The organism is Enterorhabdus sp. P55, from assembly GCF_009911695.1.
Classification (GTDB): domain Bacteria; phylum Actinomycetota; class Coriobacteriia; order Coriobacteriales; family Eggerthellaceae; genus Enterorhabdus.
Window position 1 is genome coordinate 1 of record NZ_QWKK01000017.1, and the last position, 21,307, is coordinate 21,307.

At 64.8% G+C, this 21,307-nt stretch carries 16 protein-coding genes, 1 tRNA gene and 1 pseudogene; 6 read left to right on the top strand and 12 right to left on the bottom strand.

Annotated features, from left to right (window positions below; genetic code table 11):
* The first annotated feature begins 137 nt into the window (after positions 1-137).
* Both D1643_RS03140 and D1643_RS03145 read left to right on the top strand, forming a co-directional pair.
* A complete protein-coding gene (locus D1643_RS03140) occupies positions 138-785 on the top strand; it encodes a TIGR03936 family radical SAM-associated protein (protein WP_160708553.1) in 648 nt (215 codons plus the stop codon).
* A gap of 613 nt (positions 786-1,398) precedes the next feature.
* On the top strand, positions 1,399-2,268 hold the full coding sequence (locus tag D1643_RS03145; RefSeq protein WP_160708555.1) for a hypothetical protein: 870 nt from the start codon (positions 1,399-1,401) through the stop codon (positions 2,266-2,268).
* A gap of 300 nt (positions 2,269-2,568) precedes the next feature.
* Here the strand turns inward: D1643_RS03145 and D1643_RS03150 are convergent, their stop codons facing one another.
* The 8 genes from D1643_RS03150 to D1643_RS03185 form a co-directional block, all read right to left on the bottom strand.
* Positions 2,569-5,043 (bottom strand): molybdopterin-dependent oxidoreductase, encoded by a 2,475-nt coding sequence (locus D1643_RS03150; RefSeq protein WP_160708557.1) that lies wholly within the window; start codon positions 5,041-5,043, stop codon positions 2,569-2,571.
* A 44-nt stretch (positions 5,044-5,087) separates the two neighbouring features.
* A complete protein-coding gene (locus D1643_RS03155) occupies positions 5,088-5,840 on the bottom strand; it encodes a molecular chaperone TorD family protein (RefSeq protein ID WP_160708559.1) in 753 nt (250 codons plus the stop codon).
* A 43-nt stretch (positions 5,841-5,883) separates the two neighbouring features.
* Positions 5,884-6,549, bottom strand: a complete 666-nt coding sequence (locus D1643_RS03160) for a 4Fe-4S dicluster domain-containing protein (RefSeq protein WP_160708561.1) — start codon at positions 6,547-6,549, stop codon at positions 5,884-5,886.
* 45 nt (positions 6,550-6,594) lie between these two features.
* Positions 6,595-7,347 (bottom strand): dimethyl sulfoxide reductase anchor subunit, encoded by a 753-nt coding sequence (locus D1643_RS03165; RefSeq protein WP_160708563.1) that lies wholly within the window; start codon positions 7,345-7,347, stop codon positions 6,595-6,597.
* A 43-nt stretch (positions 7,348-7,390) separates the two neighbouring features.
* A complete protein-coding gene (locus D1643_RS03170; protein ID WP_160708565.1) occupies positions 7,391-8,125 on the bottom strand; it encodes a ferric reductase-like transmembrane domain-containing protein in 735 nt (244 codons plus the stop codon).
* Positions 8,126-8,358: 233 nt separating this feature from the next.
* A complete protein-coding gene (locus D1643_RS03175; RefSeq protein ID WP_160708567.1) occupies positions 8,359-9,066 on the bottom strand; it encodes a response regulator transcription factor in 708 nt (235 codons plus the stop codon).
* Position 9,067: 1 nt separating this feature from the next.
* Positions 9,068-10,768 (bottom strand): DUF3365 domain-containing protein, encoded by a 1,701-nt coding sequence (locus D1643_RS03180; RefSeq protein WP_370520277.1) that lies wholly within the window; start codon positions 10,766-10,768, stop codon positions 9,068-9,070.
* A 157-nt stretch (positions 10,769-10,925) separates the two neighbouring features.
* Complete coding sequence (locus D1643_RS03185; RefSeq protein WP_201750934.1) at positions 10,926-11,393, bottom strand: hypothetical protein; 468 nt, start codon at positions 11,391-11,393, stop codon at positions 10,926-10,928.
* 142 nt (positions 11,394-11,535) lie between these two features.
* Here D1643_RS03185 and D1643_RS03190 point away from each other — a divergent pair, with 142 nt between their 5' ends.
* Positions 11,536-11,871: a hypothetical protein gene (locus D1643_RS03190; protein WP_160708569.1), complete on the top strand. Its 336-nt coding sequence runs from the start codon at positions 11,536-11,538 to the stop codon at positions 11,869-11,871.
* 25 nt (positions 11,872-11,896) lie between these two features.
* On the opposite strand, the gene D1643_RS03195 is transcribed toward D1643_RS03190, so the two are convergent.
* The 4 genes and pseudogenes from D1643_RS03195 to D1643_RS03205 form a co-directional block, all read right to left on the bottom strand.
* Positions 11,897-12,853 (bottom strand): AbaSI family restriction endonuclease, encoded by a 957-nt coding sequence (locus D1643_RS03195; protein ID WP_160708571.1) that lies wholly within the window; start codon positions 12,851-12,853, stop codon positions 11,897-11,899.
* 864 nt (positions 12,854-13,717) lie between these two features.
* Entirely contained in the window at positions 13,718-14,704 is a 987-nt protein-coding gene (locus tag D1643_RS03200) for a hypothetical protein (RefSeq protein ID WP_236643343.1), read from the bottom strand.
* Between the two features lie 63 nt (positions 14,705-14,767).
* A pseudogene (locus D1643_RS12205) lies at positions 14,768-14,860 on the bottom strand (zinc-ribbon domain-containing protein); the annotation flags it as partial.
* A 252-nt stretch (positions 14,861-15,112) separates the two neighbouring features.
* Positions 15,113-15,189, bottom strand: a tRNA-Asp gene (locus tag D1643_RS03205).
* A gap of 1,461 nt (positions 15,190-16,650) precedes the next feature.
* Between D1643_RS03205 and D1643_RS03210 the strand changes: the two genes are divergently transcribed.
* The 3 genes from D1643_RS03210 (at position 16,651) to D1643_RS03220 (ending at position 21,307) form a co-directional block, all read left to right on the top strand.
* Positions 16,651-17,190: a MarR family winged helix-turn-helix transcriptional regulator gene (locus D1643_RS03210; protein WP_160708575.1), complete on the top strand. Its 540-nt coding sequence runs from the start codon at positions 16,651-16,653 to the stop codon at positions 17,188-17,190.
* Positions 17,178-19,370 (top strand): ABC transporter ATP-binding protein, encoded by a 2,193-nt coding sequence (locus tag D1643_RS03215; protein WP_160708577.1) that lies wholly within the window; start codon positions 17,178-17,180, stop codon positions 19,368-19,370. Before D1643_RS03210 ends, D1643_RS03215 begins: the two co-directional genes overlap by 13 nt.
* Positions 19,371-19,507: 137 nt before the next feature.
* Entirely contained in the window at positions 19,508-21,307 is a 1,800-nt protein-coding gene (locus D1643_RS03220) for an ABC transporter ATP-binding protein (RefSeq protein ID WP_236643346.1), read from the top strand.

Below are 21,307 nucleotides of genomic sequence, written 5' to 3' on the forward strand. Positions count from 1 at the left end.
TGCTGCGGGCGCTGCGAAGGTCGGGGCGGCTGCGGAGGCGCCGACTGCGGGCGCTGCGGCTGCTGGCGCCGCGGTGGCGCCGGCGCCGGAGGCCTGTGACGCGCCCCGCGCCGGGGCGCCGGAAGGGGGTGAGGGCCGTGGCTGATCCGAGCCTGTTCCGCCTGCGGGTGGTGTTTCGCAAGGCCGGGCGCCTGGCGCTGCTGTCGCACCTTGAGGTGGCCCGCGCGCTCGAGCGCGCCGTGCGCCGCGCGGGGCTGCCCTACGCCGTGAGCCAGGGCTTCTCCCCGCATATGCGCATCGCCTTCGGCGCGGCGCTGCCCGTGGGCGTCGGCGGCGAGCGCGAGTTCTACGATCTGTTCCTCACGTGCTATGTGGCGCCGGCGAAGTGCCTCGAGGCCCTGCGGGCCGCGAGCCCCGACGACCTCATGGTGCTTGAGTGCGCCTACGTGGAGCACGCCGCGCCGGCTGCGTCGGTGGCGTTCCCGCTGAGCGCCTACCGCGCCGATCTCAGCTCGCCGGTGGGGGAGTGGCCCGTGCCCGAGGCGGTCACGGTGGTGCGCAAGAAGAAGGAGAAGTCGCTGCCGGTGGCCGAGTACCTGGTTGGGGAGATGCGCTTGACGGACGGGGGTCGCGCGGTGGAGTTCGCCCTGGAGGCCAAGCCCACCGGCTCGCTGCGTCCCGACAAGCTGGTGGCCGCGTGCCTCGCGCTTGTCCCCGAGGACGCCCGCCCGCACCTGACGGCCCTCACCCGCACCGCCCAGTCCGACGGCGTGGCGACGCTCTAGCGACGAGCGTCTCGATGCGAGGAGCCCCTCTCGGAGGGGCTCCTCGCATTGTGGGGGGGGCGGGCGGGAGGTGAGCGGAGATGGTGTCTGGCCGGCGGGCGCCGCGGCGGCGGGCGGGGACGGCAGCGGCCGGAGCCGGTGCCGCGTACGTCAGCCGGCGGGATCGTCGCGCTCGCCAGGGGGCGCCCCACTCGCCGCTACCGGACTACCGCCGCCTGCATGAGATTACGCGCAAAGTGGCCAAAAATGACGACCTGACGACAGCTGATAGGCGATCGGTGCTTCTCGCTTCCGTAAAACCCCAGGTCAGGAAATTCCACCCTGATGACTTTTCTCGTCTTGCCACCCGAGATCGGGAAATTACGTCGTCAGGTCGTCATTTTTGGCCACTTTGCGTTCAGGCTCCGCGCAGTGGGGGTGCCCTGATTTTTTTTCGGACAACTTCTGCCAGCGGACTTCCCTTGACGCCAGCCGTCGCTATAATCCCTCCGTGAAAATCGTATTCTGTAAACATACGGCTACGTTTATCCTTCGCTCGGGTCGATTCGATGTCCCGCGGGCCTCGGCGCGGGCCCTTCTTCGCCCTGATGGCGATCTGCTTACGGCGCAAAGGGTGTGCGACCGCGCCGACGTTCTGGGCCTTCCTGCTGACGACACGCTCCGCGTTCTCGACCTCGAGGGCGTGCGACCTCGCTCTACCCCGCGCGTCGCGTTTCATCGCTGGTCGGCACCGCTGCCGATTGCACAGCTGGTCTCGGTGGGTGCGGATGCGCTCGCGCTCGGCCCCGAGTTGTTTCTGCTCGAGATGGCGCGATGGGTTGACGAGCTGGATCTGCTCCTGCTCTGCCACGAGCTTTGCGGCGGCTATCGCATCGATCGGGGCTGTCCAGGGGGCTTTGCGGCTCGGCCGCCTCTCACCAGCGTTCGCGCGCTCGAACGCTGCGTCGAGAGAAACGCGGGTGTCTTGGGGGCAAAGCGCCTGCGCAGGGTGCTGCCCTTTGTCGGGGAGGGGTCGGAGTCTCCCATGGAGACGGCGCTTGCGCTCATCGTCGGGCTCCCCATAAGCCGCGGCGGCCTGGGCATTCCCCGGCCCGTGCATAACTATCGGCTCGATCCTGGCCGGCGCTGGCGCGGGGTGGCGGAAAAGGGGCACTACCGCTGCGACCTGTATTGGCCTGACCGATGCGTCGCCGTCGAGTACGACGGAGAGCTCTCTCATACGGGCGCCGAGCGCATCGCCGCCGACGCGCGTCGTCGCGCGGCCTTGCAGGCCATGGGGGTTACGGTGGTGAGCGTCACCCGCGATCAGCTCTATCATCCCGCGAGCTTCCAGTGCCTGGCTAGGGTGCTCAGAAGGGTGCTGAGGGTGCGCTCGAGGGTGCGCTGTTCTGACTACCAGGAGCGACAGGGTCGGCTGCGCGCGCGGGTTCTGGGCTACGAACGCGATATGAGCGATATAGCGCGCCTCATCCGCTTCGGTTAGCGGATGGGTGGGCTGAGCTCCGGCAGACGCTGTGGAACCACAGGGCGGCAGCGCGAAATCACGCGCAATGTGGCCAAAAAAGACGACCTGACGACAGTATTTCCCGGTATTGGAAGGGAGAGTCGCGAAATCCGCGAGAGCGAAAACGCGCGACCTGGAGTTTTGCGGAAGCAAGGAGCGAAGAGCACCCGCGCTTTGTCGTCAGGTCGTCGTTTTTGGCCACTTTGCGCCTGTGAATCGCATTCGGCGTCTCCGAAGGCGCACCCGTCCCGGAGGGAGAGACGGGTGCGCTAGGGGGCTCTAGGCCTCGACCTTTTCTACGGCTACGGCCTGGTCGAAGTAGCACTGATTGCGCGTCACCTGGTTATAGTCGTTGAACGAGATGGTCGCGAAGTCGCCATCGATATGCTCCCGGGTGAGGAAGCTGCGCGGGCAGTTGATGGTCTTGGGCTGCTGCCCGGCGTTGATGGTGGCCAGCAGGGTTACCGACCCGCGATCGTTGTACAGGCGAACGGTGTCGCCCTCGGCGATTCCCAGCTCCTTGGCATCGTCGGGGTTGAAGCGGGCCACCGGCTGCTTCTCGTACTCCTTCATGTAGTCCACGTCGAACCACTGGGTGTGGTTGCGCGTGCGCATGTGCTCGCCAAGTACCGAGAAGGGGTACTGCTCTCGAAGGGGGGCGGCCAAGTTGGCTTCGCGTGCCGGCTCCCAGTACAGCAGCAGGTGCTCCTTGCTTTCGTCGACGGTCTGGCCGAGGTTGTACTCGGGAACCACCGTCTCTGTCCAGAACTTGGCGCGCCCGCTCTGGTGGAAGAACCGGCCTCCTTCGAATGGATTGCTCTTGAGCTGGTTGTTGCGGGCGATTTTCGTCTCGCGGAGGGAATCATAGGTGACACCCTCCTTCTTCGCCGCAGGGCTGTCGAGCCACAGGGAGAGGTAGTCCTTCTCGGTGAAGTCGAAGAAGTCCCCATACCCCATGGCCGTGCCGATCATCTTGTAGATATCGAAGTCAGGCTTGCTCTCGTAGAGGGGGTCGATCGCCTTGTCGTTGTAGACCAGGTAGGGCATATTGTAGGAGCGTACGCGCAGATCCTCGCACTCGAACCAATGGCACGCAGGCAGCAAAATGTCGGCGTAGAGGGAAGTGTCGCTCATGGTCATTTCCTCTACGACCAGGAATTCGATCTCCTTAAGGGACTTGATGGTCTCGTTTTGCTCGGTCTGGTTAGACACGATGTTGGTGCAGGAGCAGTAGAGGCTCTTGAGCGGGAACGGCTTGCCGAGCAGCTCCTGGTCGTGGATGATGCCGTAGAGCGCCGTCCAGTTGATGTTGCGGCCCGGCCCCTGGGGCTTCTCGCCCTTCGTGCTGGGCTGGTTGATGCAGCCGGCCGAGTTGCTGACGCCGAAGCTGCCGCCGCCGGAGATGAGGCCCGAGCCGGTCCTGCCCATATTGCCGGTGATGAGCATCAGGGCGAAGATCAGGTCATAGGTGTAGATGGCGTTGAAGTAGTGGTTGAGACCCTGGTTCATGCCGGTGCAGACGGGGCCCTCCTGCCCATAGAGCCGTGCGAGCGCCTTGATGTCCTCAACCGGCGTGCCGCAGATCTCGGAGGCGCGCTCAGGCGTCCATTCGGAGATGGCCTCCACCATCATGCCCCACACCGGGCGCACCTTGAACCCCTCGATCTCCTCGGGGATGTTCTCGAGCGCAGGCTTCTCGGCCTCCTGATGCGAGCGCGGCGATTGCGTGGCCTCGTCCCACACTACCTCGGGGTCGATAACGACCTCCTTGCCGTAGGCGTTCGTGCCCGTGGTGGGGGCGACTCCCAGGTCGCTCATGCGCAGGAACTTGTTGTCGTCCTTTACCAGGAAGGGCGCCTCGGTGTGCGCGCGGAGGAACCCGGTGTCCTGCCAGCCTTGGGCGAGGATCTCGCTCAGGGCGCCGAAGACGAGCGCGCCGTCGGTGGCGGGGTGCACGGGGACGAACCAGTCGGACTTCGCCACGTTGGTGTTGTACTGGATGTCGATGGTGGTGAGCTTTGCGCCCGCATCCTTTGCGTCCAGGTACAGGTGCATCATGCGCTTGCAGGAAACGGTCGGGTTGCAGCCCCAGATGACGATGTTCTTCGCCTTGTTCCACTCGGCGGGGGAGGTGAAGGCGGCGCCGGGGCCGAACATCTTCACCATGGCCGATTGGAAGGCGATGTCGCGGTCGGGCAGGACGCTGCAGGCGCCCATGACCGTCTGGAGGTGCTGCATGACCGACCCGTCGGCAGTGCCGCCGCCAAGGACGGCCGTATTGCCGCTGCCGAGGAAGAAGGCGATGGACTCAGGTCCGAACTCCTCGGTGTAGCCCTTCCACTTGTCGGTGATCTCCTTGATGGCCTCGTCCCAGCTGATGCGCTCGAACTTGCCCTCGCCGCGCTCGCCGACGCGGCGCATGGGATACTGGAGCCGCTGGGAGCTGTAGACGCGCGCGGGGTGCGAGAGGCCCTTAGGGCAGATATGCTCGTAGAAGGGCTCGTCCGGGATGGATCCGGCGGTCGTGCGCACGATCTGCCCGTCGCGAACGTGCACGTCCAGGTAGCAGCCCTGGATGCACTGGGAGCGGCAGGCACCGGAGTAGATGGTGGTCTCGGGCGCGGCGTCGCCGGTCTTGGCGAGATTCGACGCCTGGGGGGTGCACCCGGCCAGGGCGCCCGCAGCGCCGAGGGCGGCCGCGCCCTTGATGAAGCTCCTTCGGGTGAAGCGATGCGGAGTTGCTTGCTCGGTCATGAAAGTCTCCTTTCCTCGATTCTCGTCGAGGTCACGGGTTTACGTCAGCGGGAGGTTTGCGTCGATGGCGCAGTGCGCGTCCTGTGGTCGTCTAGCAGCCGGGCCACCTGGGCGCCCCAGGCGCTCAGGCCCGTGCGAAAGCGGACGGCGTCTTCGTCTGCCAGGCCGTCGCCGGCCAAGGCGCGGGCTTCCTGCGCTGTGACACAGAGAAAATCGGGAAGCCACCTCATCAGGTGCTCCTCAATAAAGAGCTGCGCGCGGTGTCTCCAGGCCCCCGCGGCATCGAGGTCGTTCTCCATCAAGGCTGCCGCCTCGCTTCCCAGCAGGAAGGAGAGGAACGTCGCCTCGTTCCAGATGCTATCGCAGGGCTCGGTGCGTGCATCCGCCGGCATGACGCCGGCCTCGCGCATCTGCGCTTCCACGGCGATGGTCACGGGGGATCGGAACAGGCCGGGCTCTCCCTCGTGCCCGCTGGCGACGAAGCGGAAGGCCGACTCGTAGGGAAACACCGCCACCCCGTCGGCTTGGCGTACGTGCAGCAGGGAGTGGGTGCGTCGCAGGCTGGCGGCAAGCTTCCTGGCGTTATGGCCGGCGAGGGCCTCCCAGTCGGCGCACGCTGCCTCGCCCGCGGCATCGTCGATCTGGGCGTCAGCCAGGCAGGCGCGGGCGTCTGCTGTGAGAGAGCCGTCGCAGAGGGCCGCTGCGAGCGCCTCATCGGGGAAGGCCGTGGCCGCGCAGAGCAGCTCGCAGGCGTCTGCGAGCCCTATGATGCGGCGAAGCTCCCGTTCCTCGGTCATGAGTCCTCCTCGTGCTCGTGCGATCACCTGGTAGGGCGTCGCCTTACAGCAGGTAGTACACGTTGGGGTCGGTGCCGGCGCTCTCGCGCAGCTTATGGTAGTCGCGCCCTTCGATGGCCTTGGAGACGGCGGATTCGGGGTCGTCCAGGTCTCCCCAGAAGCGAGCGCGGCCCATGCACAGCTGCATGCAGGCGGGAACCTCTCCCCGGTCGACGAGGTTCTTGCAGAACGTGCATTTCTCGACAGTGCCGGCCTCGTGGACGGGGGCGTCGTGTTCGCCAACCGTCACGTCGAGGTAGTATTCCGGCTCGTTCTCGTTCATGGAACGCACGCCATCGTAGGGGCAGGCCATGATGCAGGCGGCGCAGCCGATGCACAGTTCATTGTCCACCCAGACGATGCCGTCCTCGCGCTTCTGCGTGGCGCCGGTGGGGCACACGCGCAGGCAGCTCGGATTCTCGCAATGCTGGCATTGCACCGGCAGGAACTCGAGCACGCAGTTGGGGAAGGTGCCGCCGGCGTTGTCGTTGGCGACGGCGCCGCGCACCACGGCGGTGCCGAAGTCGGCATCCCAGTCACGGTCGGTTTTGGTGTATACCACGTTGTAGACGATGTCCTTGGGCAGGTTGTTGGCAATCTTGCAGGCAGTCGCGCAGGCTTGGCAGCCAACGCAGCGCTTCAGATCGATGGCCATTCCGTAGCGGGTCATGGTAAATCGTTCCTCCTTCGTATTGAGGGCTTTCCGCTGATGCGCCTAGATAATGCTGGCAGCGTAGAAGGCCCAGCGGGCGAGGCAGGTGCCGATGAGCGCGCAGGCGATGAGGGCGCCTGCCTGCCAGGCGGCCGGCTTCTTGGCGGCGACGACCGCCACGGCGGCACCGGCGAGGGTCACCGCGAGGCCGGCGTAGAGCAGCGCGGCGCCCTGGCCGACGGAGCCGAAGTGCAGGCCCGTGAGCAGCATGGTCGCGGCGCTCACGGCCAGCACGACGGCGGCGGTCAGCGCAAAGGGGCGCTTCTCAAGCGCGTCCTTGGACAGGACGGCCCAGAGCGCCAGGCCCATGGCGATATCGCCTGCCACGAACAGCGGCACGGTGGTCCAGTTGGCCCAGGCGGCGGTGCCGACGTTGGTTACGTAGGCGAAGCCCATGACGAACGCCATGATCAGGCTGATCCCAGCCGCGATCCAGGTGAGGGCCCGCGGTGCCCCGCCCTTGCGCCAGCTCATGACGAGCAGCGCGAGCAGCAGCACGCCCAGCACGATGCCGCAGTAGGCCTCCTGGGCGATGCCGGCTGCGGGGTTGCGCAGCGCCAGCAGGAACAGCGCCGGCTTCTTCAGGTGGAAGAGCACGCCGAGCATGCCCACACCCAGCAGCACGAGGGCCGTGAGGGGCGCGAGCCAGGGCCGGGTCGGCTTCTCGGCCGGCGGGAAGGCCGCCATGGCCATGACGAGGCCGGCGGAGAGGCCGCCGAGCGTCGTGAAGATAAAGAGCGGGAATTCGGAAATCATGAAGCACCATCCTTCGGATTGTGAGGGTTTCACCGGCGGGCGCTCAGGCAGCCCGCAGCTCGGAGTCGTCTGACGCGGGCTTGTCGCCCCCTGCCCTTGCGGCGTCGTCCGCTCGCCGGTCGGCCAGCGCTCGCGCTCCCCGTGCGGCGAGGTAGGCGAGGAGCACGGCGGCATAGGCCAGCGCCCCCTCTCCGGCCGCGATGCCTCCGCTCAGCGCCGAGGGCAGGAGCATGAGCAGCGCGTGGACGCAGGCCAGCACGAAGAACGCGTAGGCCAGCCTCTGCACGCGCTTCCAGCGCGTCGGCCCCATGGCCCGCTTGACGCGCTGGGCCGAGGTGACGCCCAGGACGGCGAGCAGCGCTGTCAGCACGAGGGCGGCCAGGAGCCCCGCAGCCACGGTCGGGCTCGCCAGGGCGCCGGTGATGGCGCGGGGGACGTAGGAGGCGGCGTAGCCGATGACGTGACCGACGCACAGGAGGCAGGCCACGATGGACACTTCGGCGCGGATGGGGCGCAGCCAGCGGCTGAGTCGCGAGCCCGACGGCAGCGCGCCGATGAACATGACGACGGTGAACAGCGCCATGGCCACGTAGCAGCGTTTGACGAGCACGAGCAGGGCGAGGTCGATCGGCTTGGGCAGCCCGAGCGACGCGGAGGCGAGCTGCGTCACGACGACGGCGACGGCCAGCGCGTAGAAGGCGATGGGCCAACGCCTGATCGGCTCGCGGAGGGCGACGCAGGCGGCGAAGGCCAGGACGAGCGTCAGGATGAACGGCATGGGTCGCGACCTCCCTCCTCGAAGATAGCAGGCTTCCCTTGGGTCATGAGGCCCTCCTCTCTCTTCGTTTCCCCTGGAGAAGAGGTTACGGGCCGGTAACGGTAATAGCCATGCACGGACGATAAGGCTTTGCTAATCATTTGCTTAAGGCGCGGTTAACGCACAGGTCAGGCCGGTGAGGTCGGCCGCGCTTGCCCGGCGGGCCCGCATCCGGCGTTTACCGTGGCGGCCCTCTACAGCGCGTCGGTCATCTTGTAGCCCACGCGTGGAACAGTGAGCAGGTACTTCGGCTCGCTCGGGTTCTCCTCGATCTTCTCGCGGATCTTGCGCACGAAGACGGTGATGGAGTTCGACTTGGCATCAGTCTCGCCGTCGCCCCAGATGTACTCCTGGATCTGCCCGCGGGTGAACACCTTGCCCGGATAGGTGGCCAGAAAGGCGACGATCTCGAACTCCTTTGCCGTGAGGTTGGCCGGCTTCCCCTTGACGAGCACCTGGTAGGCGTCGAAGCGGATCTCCAAATCGCCGATGGAGGTCGTGCCCTCGCGCACGGTGCAGCGCGAGAACTCGATGGCGTCGCGGCGCCGGCGCAGGTGGGCCTCGATGCGCAGGAGCAGCTCGGCGATGTCGAAGGGCTTGGTCACGTAGTCGTCGCCACCAGCGCGAAACCCGATGGACTTGTCTACGATGTCGCTCTTCGCCGACAGGAAGATGATGGGCATCTCGCGCTCGCGGGCGCGGATGCGCCCGCACAGGTCGAACCCGTTCATCCCCGGCAGCATGATGTCGAGCAGCAGCAGATCGGGCTTCTCCGTCTCGAGCAGGGCGAGTCCCTCCTCGGCATCACGCGCGCCGCAGTAGGCGTAGCCCTCATGCTCAAGCGCCTTGCGGATGGCGCCGTGGATGCTCCCCTCGTCGTCGATGAGCATGACCTTGAACACGTTATCCCACCTCCTGGCCGGGACGGCTTTCCCCGTCTTCCTCGTCAAGCGCCACCGCCAGGCACGCCGGCACGCGCAGCGTGAACGTGCTGCCGACGCCCGGGTGGCTTGAGACCTCCACCGTAAAGCCCTGGAGCAGGGCGTACTCTCTCACGAGCGCGAGTCCGAGCCCGCTGCCCTTGAACCGTCGCGTGGAGGCGCAGTCCACTTGGACGAAGCGGTCGAAGATGCGATCCTGATCCTCCAGTGCGACGCCGATGCCCGTGTCCTCCACCTGGACGAGCACGTCCCCCGTCTCGGCCTCGACCGAGGCGCTCATGCGCACGCTGCCGCCGTCGGGGGTGAACTTGATGGCGTTGGTGACCAGGTTCTCCAGCGCACGGTGCGTCTTGTCGTAGTCGCCGTAGACGAGCGGCACGTCGGCGGCCACCTGCGCGCTGAACACGAGGTGGGCGTTCTCTGCCAGCGGCCAGGCGTCCTCCTGCGCAGCTGCCACCAGGTCGCCCAGGTCGATGGGCTCGCAGGCCAGCGACTCGCGCCCGGCGTCAAGCCGCGCGATGTCGAGCAGGTTGTTCACCATGTCGAGCAGCACCAGGCTGCTCTTGCGCACCTCATCCCATGCGTGCCAGCTCTCCGACCCCTCACCGCAGGAGCCGAGCGAGAGGTGCGTGGTGGCCAGGATGGCGGTGAGCGGGGTGCGCAGCTCGTGGCTCACCATGGAGAGCATGTCAGTCTTGAACTGCGACTCCTCGGCGAGGCGCTGGCCGAGCGCCTCCAGCTGGTCGCGCTGGCGCTCGAGGGCGAGGTTCACCTGCTGGAGGTCGCGCGTGCGGTCGGCCACCTTCTCCTCCAGGCCGGCGTACAGGGCGGACAGCTCGCGCGCCATGGCGTTGAACTGGCTGATGAGCTGGGCCATCTCCCGCGCGCGCGATGAGCTGGCCACCTGGCGCGGGTATCCGCCGGCTTCCACGCTCGAGGCCATCTTGATGAGGCCCACCGGCCGCAGCACGAAACGCGCCGTCACCACGTAGACCACCGCGCCGATGGCCAGGATGAGGAAGGCGAAGAAGGCCACGTCGCGCAGCACGTTGTTGAGCAGCGAGGAGCTCGCGCGCTCCGCTGGGATGCTGATGGAGATGGCGCCGCCGACCGAGCCGATCGTCCAGCCCTCTTTGTCGTGGCCGGTGATGTCGATCTCGCCCACGGGCTCGCCGTGGCATTCCAGGCAGCTCTCGTCCACCTCGAGCGCGCGAACGTAACGGAACTGCGGGACGTCGTCTTCGACTACCGTGTCGTAGTACTCGATGACGGAGCGATCCTCGTGGAAGGCGTTGAGCGCCGCGGTCTCGAACTCGTCGGGGCGATCGTGGACGCGCCGCGGGTTGAGGTTGGTGTAGCGGATTGAGTAGTCGTTGTTTGCCGAGAAGATGGCCCCGATGCTCTTGCCGACGATGGCGCAGTGAAGGCCCTTGAACTCGTAGGTGCCGTCGGAGGTGTAGTTGATGGTGTCCTGGGAGGTCTCCATGAACTTCCACACGGCGTCCATCTCCCGCGCGAAGGTGCGCGCCTCCTCGACTATGGAGGCCTCGGTGTCGCGGCGCTGGGTCTCCACGTCGAATACGACGAAGACCGCCATGGCCGCAAGCGACACGACGGAGAGCGCGAGGAAGTAGATGGCGCGAAGCCCCAGCTTGCCCCTCACCGCCGACCTCCTCCCCCGTGGGCTCGACCAGATACAAGTTAAGGCACCAGTCTAGCGTACGAAGGGGAGACGCCGCTGCGTGCTGGCTAAGGTTTCGCTAACTTTTGGATTAACAAACCATTAACTCCCTGATGGGGCTGGTCGTCGTGCGGATACCCTAGGCGCTGAAGTGGGAGCGATGGGGGCTCAGGGGGCGGGCGTCGCCGTGGAGGCAGTGGGCGAGGAAGGTGATGCCCGCGAAGGCGAGGGCCACGCCGAGCCCCGTGTAGAAGAAGGCGATGAACCACGGCGGGACAAGCCCGAAGCTGCGCAGCGCGATGCCGCCGCCCATCATGACGGCCATGATGAGATAGCCCTTCGCATCGAAGAAGCGGTGGATGCCCTGAGGTTCGGCGTAGGCGCGGATGCGCGCGACATGCTTGGCGACGAGGGGCTGGAACACGCGGGAGTGGAACAGCGCGAACACCACGAGCGCGCCGGCTGCGAGCAGCGCGACCATCCACCATGGGTCGGTTCGGCCCTCCTGGATGAGCGCCTGGATCCCCAGCGTCGTGATGCTCGTGCCGGCCGCCATCCACACGGCAGCCGCTATTCCCAGAAGTCCCTTAGGTCCCACTTTCGGCATGTGTTCGCTCCTCGATCTGTGCTTGCCTGTCATCCGTACCCTAGCACTTCCGAAGGGGCGAGGGAAGCGACGGTGCGGCAACGAGCGCGGCTGAGCCGGATGGCCCGCCTCGGCCGCCGGGTGGCCGTGGGCCCTGGCCGCGGTGGCCGTGCTAGTGGCGTGGAGCGGGTTTCGTTTCGCCACTGACTATTTGGTTCCGCAGGATCAGCACGCCATCTATCTCGACTACGAGATCGACGGCCGCAAGGGCCAGGCTCAGATCTGGCTCGACTCCCACGACCAGTCAGTGGCGAACGGCTACGCCCTGGACGAGGGCCCGCTGTCCGACGCCGTCCTCGCCGGCACCGAGCACTCGACACTCGCCGGCTTCCTCGGCAAGCCGAACAGCGCCCTCATGCTGATGAACGCCTTCGAGATAGCCGTCGAGTCCCAAGGAGGCACCGTCACCAGCGTGTCGGCCTACGACTACGAGTACTGACGGGGGGGGGTGGATTGCCGGCATCCTAGCGCGGCGTCTCGTCCTTGAGCTTGCGTAGCTCCATGGGCGTGTCGCCCAAGATGGGAAAAGCGTCACTTACCCTGTGCCATACCCGATACATCTCTTCTCCCCGTTTTATGAACGAGTCTTTCCCGCTCATCTCGAACACTCCGATGAAGCGGTAGCCGGATGCCCTCAGAACCGGATCGCGCACGAAAGGAATGACGACTCGCCTCACGGGCTCGCTCTCGGGTAGATCGCGTCCGTCGATGTTTCGCTCGTACAGTTCGCTGCCGTCTTCTTTGAGCTGGTTCATCCAGCCGCGGGTGCTGGATCCGTCAACGGAGATCTTGGGGAACCATGCCATGAGCTTTCCCGAATACTGCTTGGAGAAAGCACCGCGTGGAACGAAAAAAGCGCGCTGCTGGAACGAGTAGTCAGTGTCAAACAGGAGATTACTTGCGTCTGTGATGGTGCGGAATGAGATGCCGTCCGCCACGGCTATCTCCTTCTTGCCTCGAAGGAGCTCTTTTGGCGTCAGCTCGGGATTCCACGCCCTTAGCCGCCCTTGGCCTTCGAGCTCGGAAGCCTTGTCCTTGAGCGCCGCAACGGCTCTCTCGATATCCTGCAGTGCGAGGTCGTAGTCCGGGTCGCCGCTCTCTCGGCAAACGCGTACATGATACGGAGTGTAGTCTCCGGCCTCGATGGCCGAGAGGACGTCGATGAGTTCGGCTTCGCGTTCTCTGTCTACTTTCGCCTGCCTCTGATGATGCCCCTCATCGCATTCGATGCCGATGTTGAGCTGCGGGAAGTAGAGGTCGATGAATCGTCGCGCATCAGCATGGTTTCTCACATATTGCTGCGAGACTGGCTGGATGTCATCGCGACCAAGCCGGTTCCAGATAGCGTTGATGACGAAGTTCTCATAGTCTTTGCGGTTGGTTCGCGAAAGCGTTTTCGCAAGGTAAGTCAGCTTGTCCATCGCAGAGCCCCCCCAAGGCCATTGCCGGCTGAGTACCGTTTGCGCCATTTCCCAATGACGCCTCGTTGATCTATGCTGACGCATGGATTGACGCTTATTTTAAGAGAACAAAGAGAGCAGTTCATATTGTGGGGGCGGATCCCGATAGGGCTCTGGGGCTTTTCGAACGCGCGATAACGGTCGGAGATAGGCGGGCCCGCGAGGCTGGAGAAAAGAAAAACGCCCCCCATCAGGGCGGCGAATGGATTTTTATGGCGGGATGTACGAGACTTGAACTCGCGACCTCCGACGTGACAGAACGGACTTCTGATACTATCGGATTTTTATCCTCACCGTTAAAACCATGAGTCAAATACTTCCAAAGATATTATCGTTGATTTCGATTCAAGTAATAAATATGATCTCTGAACTGGTGTTTTACGAACACACAAGAGACAACTTGAAACTTTGGGATTCGCCTATAGAAATATTTGAATGATCAAAACTTGCTCGCGCACCCAATCTACCCATAACGAATAAGCCGATTTAGACGTTTAAGCGGTTTAAGCCTTGTGGAGCCAGCCCTATTTTCAGACCTATTTTTCGATTGACTTCAAAACGCAGACCAAAAGCAGGCTCATTTTCAAATAAAAATACAATGAGCTGCTCGATAACACAATGCAGCACTAGCGCTGAAGCCTTTCCATAAGAAAGCCAGCAGCTTTGGAAAAGCTCTTTGTTTTAATGCCTACCACAACAAAGCCACCTACCCCTACGGCGACCCCACCAGCACACTTCGCACCATCTTTGGCTACATCACGATGATGCTGGCAAACTGGGAGCTTATAACTCGATGGTAGTTCACATTTGCAAACTAGGCAGTGTTTAGTTTTCGGTTGTTGATCCATTTACGTCATCCGTTTCGTCTATGTCATCCGGCAGAGAGGAATCGCCTTCATTTAGCAGGCGTGAACTGGAAGTATCGAGCTGCTTGAAGGCGCTTGTCATATCTGTTGCAATCTGATGGAAGCCATCAACTATATCTGGGCGCTTCACGCCTGATTGGGAGTTGATTTCGAGCAATAGATCACGACTGCTCAGTTTATTTTCGTTCATAAACGAGGATAACTGCCTCAGGCATTCCTGTGCAGCTCCCGGCTCGTCCAGCAGCGTGTATGCCGCATATTCGCTTCTTGCCATCAGAGCGATACTGGTGAGCTCAGCTAGGGCAGTGTTCGCATTATTGGCCTTTGTTTTGGTGGATCCTTCTTTAAGCTGCGATATGCGAAGAGCCAGATTTGCTTGTAGGCGACAACGTGCCTCTGTTGCCGAGCTCGCTATGTTGAGCAATTGCATTTCTCTAAGACGAGAATCTTCTAACCGAACTGTTTGCTGCAGCTTGAGCCAAACGCTCTCTGCCTCAGCGATGCGATCCGCGTGGTTCTCCAATCGCAGCGCTTCCACATTCGCCGCAACCTCTTTTATTTCGCTGAGGACCTGCGCCATAGTTAGCTGCATTTGTAGGCTAATCAAAGATGGAGCAACATCAACTGGGACATCTTCAATCTTTAGACGAACCATTTCATAAACCCGATTTGTATCTGGATCGCGCAATTGTGGCATAATGCGTCCCTGTTTGTCAGGTTTCAGTACGAGTTCGCCTTTCTTCATGAGCTCTTTAGCGGCTTTGGTGAAGTCGGCAGTGTATTTCACCTCCCCTCGAGCCATCATGTTTTTTATCGCCTCATAAATCGAAGGGAATAGACGCGAGGCGTTATCAGCATTGGAAATAAAGTCTACGAGTTTTCTGTTAGTGTCTTCAGAGAACAGCATTAGACCATTCTGCATGACGTCCGCTTCCGGAACTGCCAAGATGATAGGCTCTTTTGTAGACGCAAGATGTTTGATTGGAACCAGCTCACTCGAAGCGCGGAAGCCACAATGAGGGCAAACGAGAGCGCCATCGGAAATCTTCGAATGGCATTCGGGACATCTTGACATACTGCGACCTTTCTCAAACAAACACATTATACGTGCTGAGTTAGATCAATATACTATGTACGGCACTCAATGCTCCGCATTTCCGTTAAGACAACCTCTGGCAAGACCCATCAGAGTTCTAACGGATTTCGCTCATAAATTAGAACGAATGGGCCGATTTGCTGATCTAGCCTTGTGGAGTCAGCCCAAACAGACCTAAAAACAGACCTATTTTGTGTTTTTCGGAACCAGATAATAAAAAATCAGGAGCCAAAAATGACTCCTGACCTCGTGTTTTAATGGCGGGATGTACGAGACTTGAACTCGCGACCTCCGACGTGACAGGCCGGCGCTCTAACCAACTGAGCTAACACCCCGTGCTTTCGCAGCTCGTATAGTATACGCAGCTCCTCAAACGGATGCAAGAACTATTTTGGAAATTTTTTCGGCACCGACGATGGGGGAGGCGGAGGCGCCAATGCGGGAGCGGCGGGGCAGAGGGCTGAGGGCGTGTTCGAAGGCGGCTGCGGCCATTTCTGGCCATTTTTCCTATGGTTTACGCAAATATCGACCCCGGTCGGCGCCAAGCGATACCTTGTCACTGATGTTTTCCCAGGTCAGTGTAATTGCCCCAACATCACCTGACTGATCAACAGCGTAAAACGTAGCGAAATTGGCCAGAAACTCGTGAGGGGGTGTCGGTTTCTCACCGGGCGGGGTCTTGGCGGCCGCCGGGGGGGGGCGGATGTTTCATCGCGTTGGATGGCGGGCGTTTCGGTCTGCCGGGGTGCTCGCTCCTTTTGCGGTTGCACCGCAGGGCTCGTGTACTCCGGGGCTCGGGATACGGGGGGGGCGGTGCTCGGTCGCTCCGGCCCTGTTGCCTCACGGCGGGCCGTTTCGCTATTGCAGACACCTGCTCCCCTCGCCTGCCTGACGGCCCGGCGTCCCCGCTGCCGGTTCTCGCAGTGGTTCGGTACCCGCCCGCTCCGCAGTAGGGCGCCCTGACGCCCCTCCGTCCCGTGGCGAACCAGGCACCCCCCCCGCAGCGCTCGCCCCGCCTCCGCCGTCTGCCTGGCGTCTCACCCCGCCGCAACGCCTGCCTGGCTTCTCACCCTGCCGCCCGCTTCCGCCGCTCACCTGGCGGTTCGCCCCCCCCCACCCCCCGCAGCGCCCGCCTCTGCCGCCCCGCCCGGCGGGTTTGCGGAGGGGGCGGGTGCGAGGGGGTGCGGCATGCGGGTGGCGAGTTGGAGGCGCGTTTGAAGGCGGCTGCGGCTGTTTCTGGCCATTTTCCCTATGGTTTACGCAAGCGGGAGTCCCGATTGGCGCCAAACGCCAAGACCTTCTCAGCGTTTTCCCAGGTCAGTGGAATTAGCCCATTGCCGCGAGGTCGTTCGGTGGCGTAAAACGTAGCGAAATTGGCCAGAAACTTGCGATGGGACGCCAAGTTCCTCATCGGATGGGTCTTGGGGCGCTCGCTGGGCGCTGCCGCGTCGGATGGCGGGCGTCCCCCTCTGCTTCTGGAGCCCCCGCCGCCTGCCTTCGCCATGTCGTGGGGCCCGCCCGCCTCCTGCCCGCTGTCCTCCGCTTGCTCTGCGGTGATCCGGGCGTCTCCGGAACCTCCGCCACCCCGCTTCCGCCGCTCACCTGGCGTCTCGCCCCTCCCGCAGCGCCCGCCCTGCCCCCCCGCCGCCCCGCTCGGCGGGTTTGCGGGGGGGCAGGTACCGTTTCGGTGACGGGCGGAGGAGGGCGTTGCCCTGCGGAGCGTCTTCGGTTAGTTTAGTGACTAAACTATTTAGCGGCCGAAGACGACGGCTGCCTGCGAGGACGGAGCGTCGCCCATGGAGAGAACCATCGAGACGATGAAGGTCGAGTTCCTCGACCTCATGCGCAAGCTGCATCGGGCGGGCCCGCCTTGGATGCCCGACTGCGAGGGCCTCACACCCAACCAGGCCCGCGCCCTGCACCTGCTCTACGTGATGGAGTCCGCCGACGGCGCGGGGGCGCGCCCGGGCAGCTTGGCGCACCACCTGGCCGTGTCGCCCTCGGCGTTCTCCCAGGTGGCCAGGGTGCTCGAGGAGCGGGGGCTCGTCACGCGCGGGCGCGGCTCAGGTGATTTCCGCGCGGTGTCGCTGCGCCTCACCCCGGAAGGCGTCGCGCTCGCCCGTGAGCTCGACAGCGCCTTCACCGCCCGGATGCGCGAGCTCGTGGACTACGTGGGCCCCGAGCTCTTCTCCCAGATGATGGACGGCGTGGCGAAGGTGGTCGAGTTTCGCCTGGCCGAGACCGCGTCGGCGGCGGAGGCGGGCCCCTCCGCCGGGCCCGGCGCCGAGGGCGGCGCCGGGCCGTGGGGCGGGGAGGAGGCGGGATGCACCTGCTAGGCTACTTCCGCGCGCACAAGGCGGCCGTGGCCGTCGTGCTCGTGCTCCTCATCGCCCAGGCCTTCGCCGACCTGGCGCTGCCCAACCTCACCTCCCAGATCGTGGACGTGGGCATCCAGCAGTCGGGCGTGGAGTCGGTCGCCGTCGACGAGATGACCGAGCGCACCTTCGAGCTGGCCTGCGCCCTGAGCCCCGCCGACGACGAGGCGCTCTTGCGCGCCTCCTACGACCGCACCGACGCGGGCACCTGGGTCCTCAACGGCGAGGGCCGCGCCCATCGCGCCGACCTTGAGCGCATCCTCGCGCTGCCGCTCGTGGCGGCCCACGCGGGCGACGCGCTGCCTGCCGGCTCGCTCGACCAGCTCATGGAGGCCTACCGCGCCGGCGTCGTGGACAAGCAGCGCGTCCTCGAGCTGGCGGACGCGGCCCGCGCGCAGATGGGGGAGGCGTCTGGGCTCCTCGACCAGCAGGCGCTCGCCGCCGCCCGCGCCGAGTATGAGGATGCGGGCTACGACCTCGCCGATCTGCAGATGGGCTTCCTCCTGCGCACCGGCGGGCTCATGCTCGGCCTGGCGGCGGCGAGCATGGCGCTCTCCGTCTGCGTGGGGCTGGTGGCGGCGCGCACGGGCGCGCGCATCGGCTATGAGCTGCGCTCCCGCCTGTTCACGCGCGTGGTATCGTTCTCCGAGGGCGACATCGGGAAGTTCTCGGCCGCCTCGCTCATCACCCGCGGCACCAATGACGTGCAGCTCATCCAGAACGTATCGGTCATGCTCCTGCGCATGGTGCTCTCCGCGCCGGTGCTGGCGGTGGGCGGCATCGTCATGGTGATGACCACCAACGCGTCGATGGGCTGGATCATCGTGGTGGCCATCCTGTGCGTGTTCGCCGTCATCGGCGTGGTGTTCAAGGTGGCCATGCCCAAGTTCAAGGCGATGCAGCGGCTCATCGACCGGGTGAACCTGGTGGCGCGCGAGATGCTCACCGGCATGCCGGTCATCCGGGCCTTCGACCGCCAGCCCTACGAGGAGGAGCGCTTCGACGAGGCGTCGGCCCGCCTCATGCGCACCCAGCTGTTCACCAACCGCGTCATGACCTTCATGATGCCGGCCATGATGCTCATCATGAACGCCACGTCGGTGGCCATCGTGTGGGTGGGCGGCCGCTACGTGGACACCGGCGTCATCCAGACCGGCGACCTCATCGCCTTCATCACCTACGCCATGGTCATCATCATGAGCTTCCTCATGCTGGGGATGGTGTCGATCATGCTGCCGCGCGCCGACGTGGCGGCCGAGCGCGTGAACGAGGTGCTCGCCGCCGAGCCGGCCGTGCGCGACCCGGAGCCGGCCCGCGGCGAGCAGGCCATGGCGCGCTTGGAGGCCACGGCGGCGGCGCGGGTGGCGTCTGGCGGCCCGCGCGGCGCCGAGATCGCGTTCCACGACGTGTCCTTCGCCTACGCCGACTCCGACGAGTGCGTGCTCGAGTCCGTGAGCTTCACGGCGCGTCCGGGCCAGACCCTCGCCATCATCGGCTCGACCGGGTCGGGCAAGTCCACCATCGTCAAGCTCATCGAGCGCTTCTACGATGCGACGGCCGGCACGGTCACCGTGGACGGCGTGGACGTGCGCGACCTGCCGCAGGCCGCGCTGCGGGCCCAGCTGGGCTACGTGCCCCAGAAGGCGTTCCTGTTCAGCGGCACCATCGAGACGAACGTCGCCTACGCCGATGCGGCCATGGGCGAGGAGCGGGTGGAGCGTGCGCTCGCCTGCGCCCAGGCCCTCGGGTTCGTGAACGAGCGCGAGGACGGCGTGGACGCGGCAGTGGCCCAGGGCGGCTCCAACGTCTCGGGCGGGCAGCGCCAGCGCCTGGCCATCGCCCGGGCGCTCGCCGCCGATGCGCGGGCCTACCTGTTCGACGACTCGTTCTCGGCGCTCGATTACCAGACCGACGCTGCTCTGCGCCAGGCCATGGCCCATGACCTGGGCGACGTCACCCAGGTCATCGTGGCCCAGCGCATCTCGAGCATTCGCCATGCGGACTGCATCGTCGTGCTCGACGAGGGGCGCGTGGTCGGCCAGGGAACGCATGACGAGCTCATGACGAGCTGCGAGGAGTACCGAGAGATCGCCTACTCGCAGCTTACGGCCGAGGAGCTGGAAGGGGGTGATGCCGCATGAGCCTGAGACGCGCCGACCCTGCCAAGCTCGCCAAGCGCGCCGCCGAGGCCACGGCCCCCACGCCAGGCGCGCGTGCGCCCCACGGCCCCGGCGCCCGCCCCCACGGCCCTGGCCACGGCCACGGCCCGGGCGGCCGCATGATGCCGGGCGAGAAGCCCCGCGACTTCAAGGGCACCATGCGCCAGATGCTCTCGTTCATGGGGCGCTTCAAGGCGCACCTGGCGGTCATCCTCGTGTTCGCCATCGGATCCACGGTGTTCAGCATCGTGGGGCCCAAGGTGCTCTCCGAGGCCACGACGGCGCTCTTCGAGGGCATCGTCGCCAAGGTGGCGGGCACGGGCGGCATCGACTACGGCCTGGTGGGGCGCATCCTCGCGGCCACGCTCGGCCTCTACCTGCTCTCGGCGGCCTGCTCGTTTATCCAGGGCTGGGTGATGAGCTACGTCTCCCAGCAGACCTGCTATGAGCTGCGCGGCGCCATCGCCCGCAAGATCGACCGCATGCCCTTCGGCTACTTCGACCGCACCTCTACCGGAGACGTGCTCTCGCGTATTACCAACGACGTGGACACCCTCGGCCAGAGCCTCAACCAGGGCGTCACCCAGGCCATCACGTCCACCGTCACCGTGGTGGGCGTGCTGGTGATGATGCTGTCCATCAACCCCGTGATGACCCTCATCGCGCTCGTGATGGTGCCGGTGTCGGTGCTGCTCGTGATGATGGTGGTGAAGCGCTCGCAGAAGTACTTCTACGCCCAGCAGGCGGCGCTCGGTGCCATCAACGGCCAGGTGGAGGAGACGTTCTCGGGACACGCGGTAGTGCGCGCGTTCGGGCAGGAGGGGGCAGCGACGGCAGCCTTCGACGCCACCAACCGCCGCCTCTACGAGTCGGGCTGGAAGTCGCAGTTCCTCTCGGGGCTCATGATGCCCGTCATGAGCTTCGTGGGGAACCTCGGGTACGTGGCCGTGGCCATATCGGGCGCGTTCTTCGCCGCGGCGGGCATCATCACCGTCGGCGACATCCAGGCGTTCATCCAGTACGTGAAGAACTTCACCCAGCCCATCACCCAGCTCGCGCAGGTCTCCAACGTCCTTCAGCAGATGGCCGCCGCGGCCGAGCGCATCTTCGCGTTCCTCGCCGAGCCGGAGGAGCCGCGCGAGGAGGGGAGCGCCCGGGCCGCCGACGCCGACGGGTCGGTGGACTTCGACCACGTGCGCTTCGGCTACGATCCCGACCAGCCGATCATCCGCGACTTCTCCGCGCGGGTGGAGCCAGGCCAGACCGTGGCCATCGTGGGGCCGACGGGCGCCGGCAAGACCACCATGGTCAAGCTGCTCATGCGCTTCTACGACGTGCAGGGCGGCGCCATCCGCCTCGGCGGGCGCGACATCCGCGACTACGAGCGCGACGAGGCGCGCAGCCTATTCGGCATGGTGCTCCAGGACACGTGGCTGTTCAGCGGCACCATCCGCGAGAACATCCGCTACGGCCGGCTCGACGCCACCGACGCCGAGGTGGAGGCCGCGGCCCGCGGGGCGTGCGTGCACCACTTCATCGCCACGCTGCCCGGCGGCTACGACTTCGTCATCAACGAGGACGCCTCCAACGTGAGCCAGGGCCAGCGCCAGCTCATCACCATCGCCCGCGCGCTCCTGGCCGACCACCGCATGCTCATCCTCGACGAGGCGACGAGCTCGGTGGACACGCGCACCGAGGAGCGCATACAGCGGGCCATGGACAACCTCATGGCCGGCCGGACCTCGTTCGTCATCGCGCACCGGCTCTCCACCATCCGCTCGGCCGACCTCATCCTAGTAATGGATCACGGCGACATCGTGGAGCAGGGCACCCATGACGAGCTGCTGGCGCTTGGAGGTTTCTACGCGGAGCTGTATAATTCCCAGTTTGTGGACTGTATTGACGAACCTGAGGATTAA

What these genes read in the sequence shown, in the direction of transcription:
- D1643_RS03150 (WP_160708557.1), bottom strand. Translation starts at nt 5,043, where the DNA reads ATGACCGAGCAAGCAACTCCGCATCGCTTCACCCGAAGGAGCTTCATC.
- D1643_RS03155 (WP_160708559.1), bottom strand. Translation starts at nt 5,840, where the DNA reads ATGACCGAGGAACGGGAGCTTCGCCGCATCATAGGGCTCGCAGACGCC.
- D1643_RS03160 (WP_160708561.1), bottom strand. Translation starts at nt 6,549, where the DNA reads ATGACCCGCTACGGAATGGCCATCGATCTGAAGCGCTGCGTTGGCTGC.
- D1643_RS03165 (WP_160708563.1), bottom strand. Translation starts at nt 7,347, where the DNA reads ATGATTTCCGAATTCCCGCTCTTTATCTTCACGACGCTCGGCGGCCTC.
- D1643_RS03170 (WP_160708565.1), bottom strand. Translation starts at nt 8,125, where the DNA reads ATGCCGTTCATCCTGACGCTCGTCCTGGCCTTCGCCGCCTGCGTCGCC.
- D1643_RS03185 (WP_201750934.1), bottom strand. Translation starts at nt 11,393, where the DNA reads ATGCCGAAAGTGGGACCTAAGGGACTTCTGGGAATAGCGGCTGCCGTG.
- D1643_RS03195 (WP_160708571.1), bottom strand. Translation starts at nt 12,853, where the DNA reads ATGGACAAGCTGACTTACCTTGCGAAAACGCTTTCGCGAACCAACCGC.
- D1643_RS03210 (WP_160708575.1), top strand. Translation starts at nt 16,651, where the DNA reads ATGGAGAGAACCATCGAGACGATGAAGGTCGAGTTCCTCGACCTCATG.
- D1643_RS03215 (WP_160708577.1), top strand. Translation starts at nt 17,178, where the DNA reads ATGCACCTGCTAGGCTACTTCCGCGCGCACAAGGCGGCCGTGGCCGTC.
- D1643_RS03220 (WP_236643346.1), top strand. Translation starts at nt 19,508, where the DNA reads ATGATGCCGGGCGAGAAGCCCCGCGACTTCAAGGGCACCATGCGCCAG.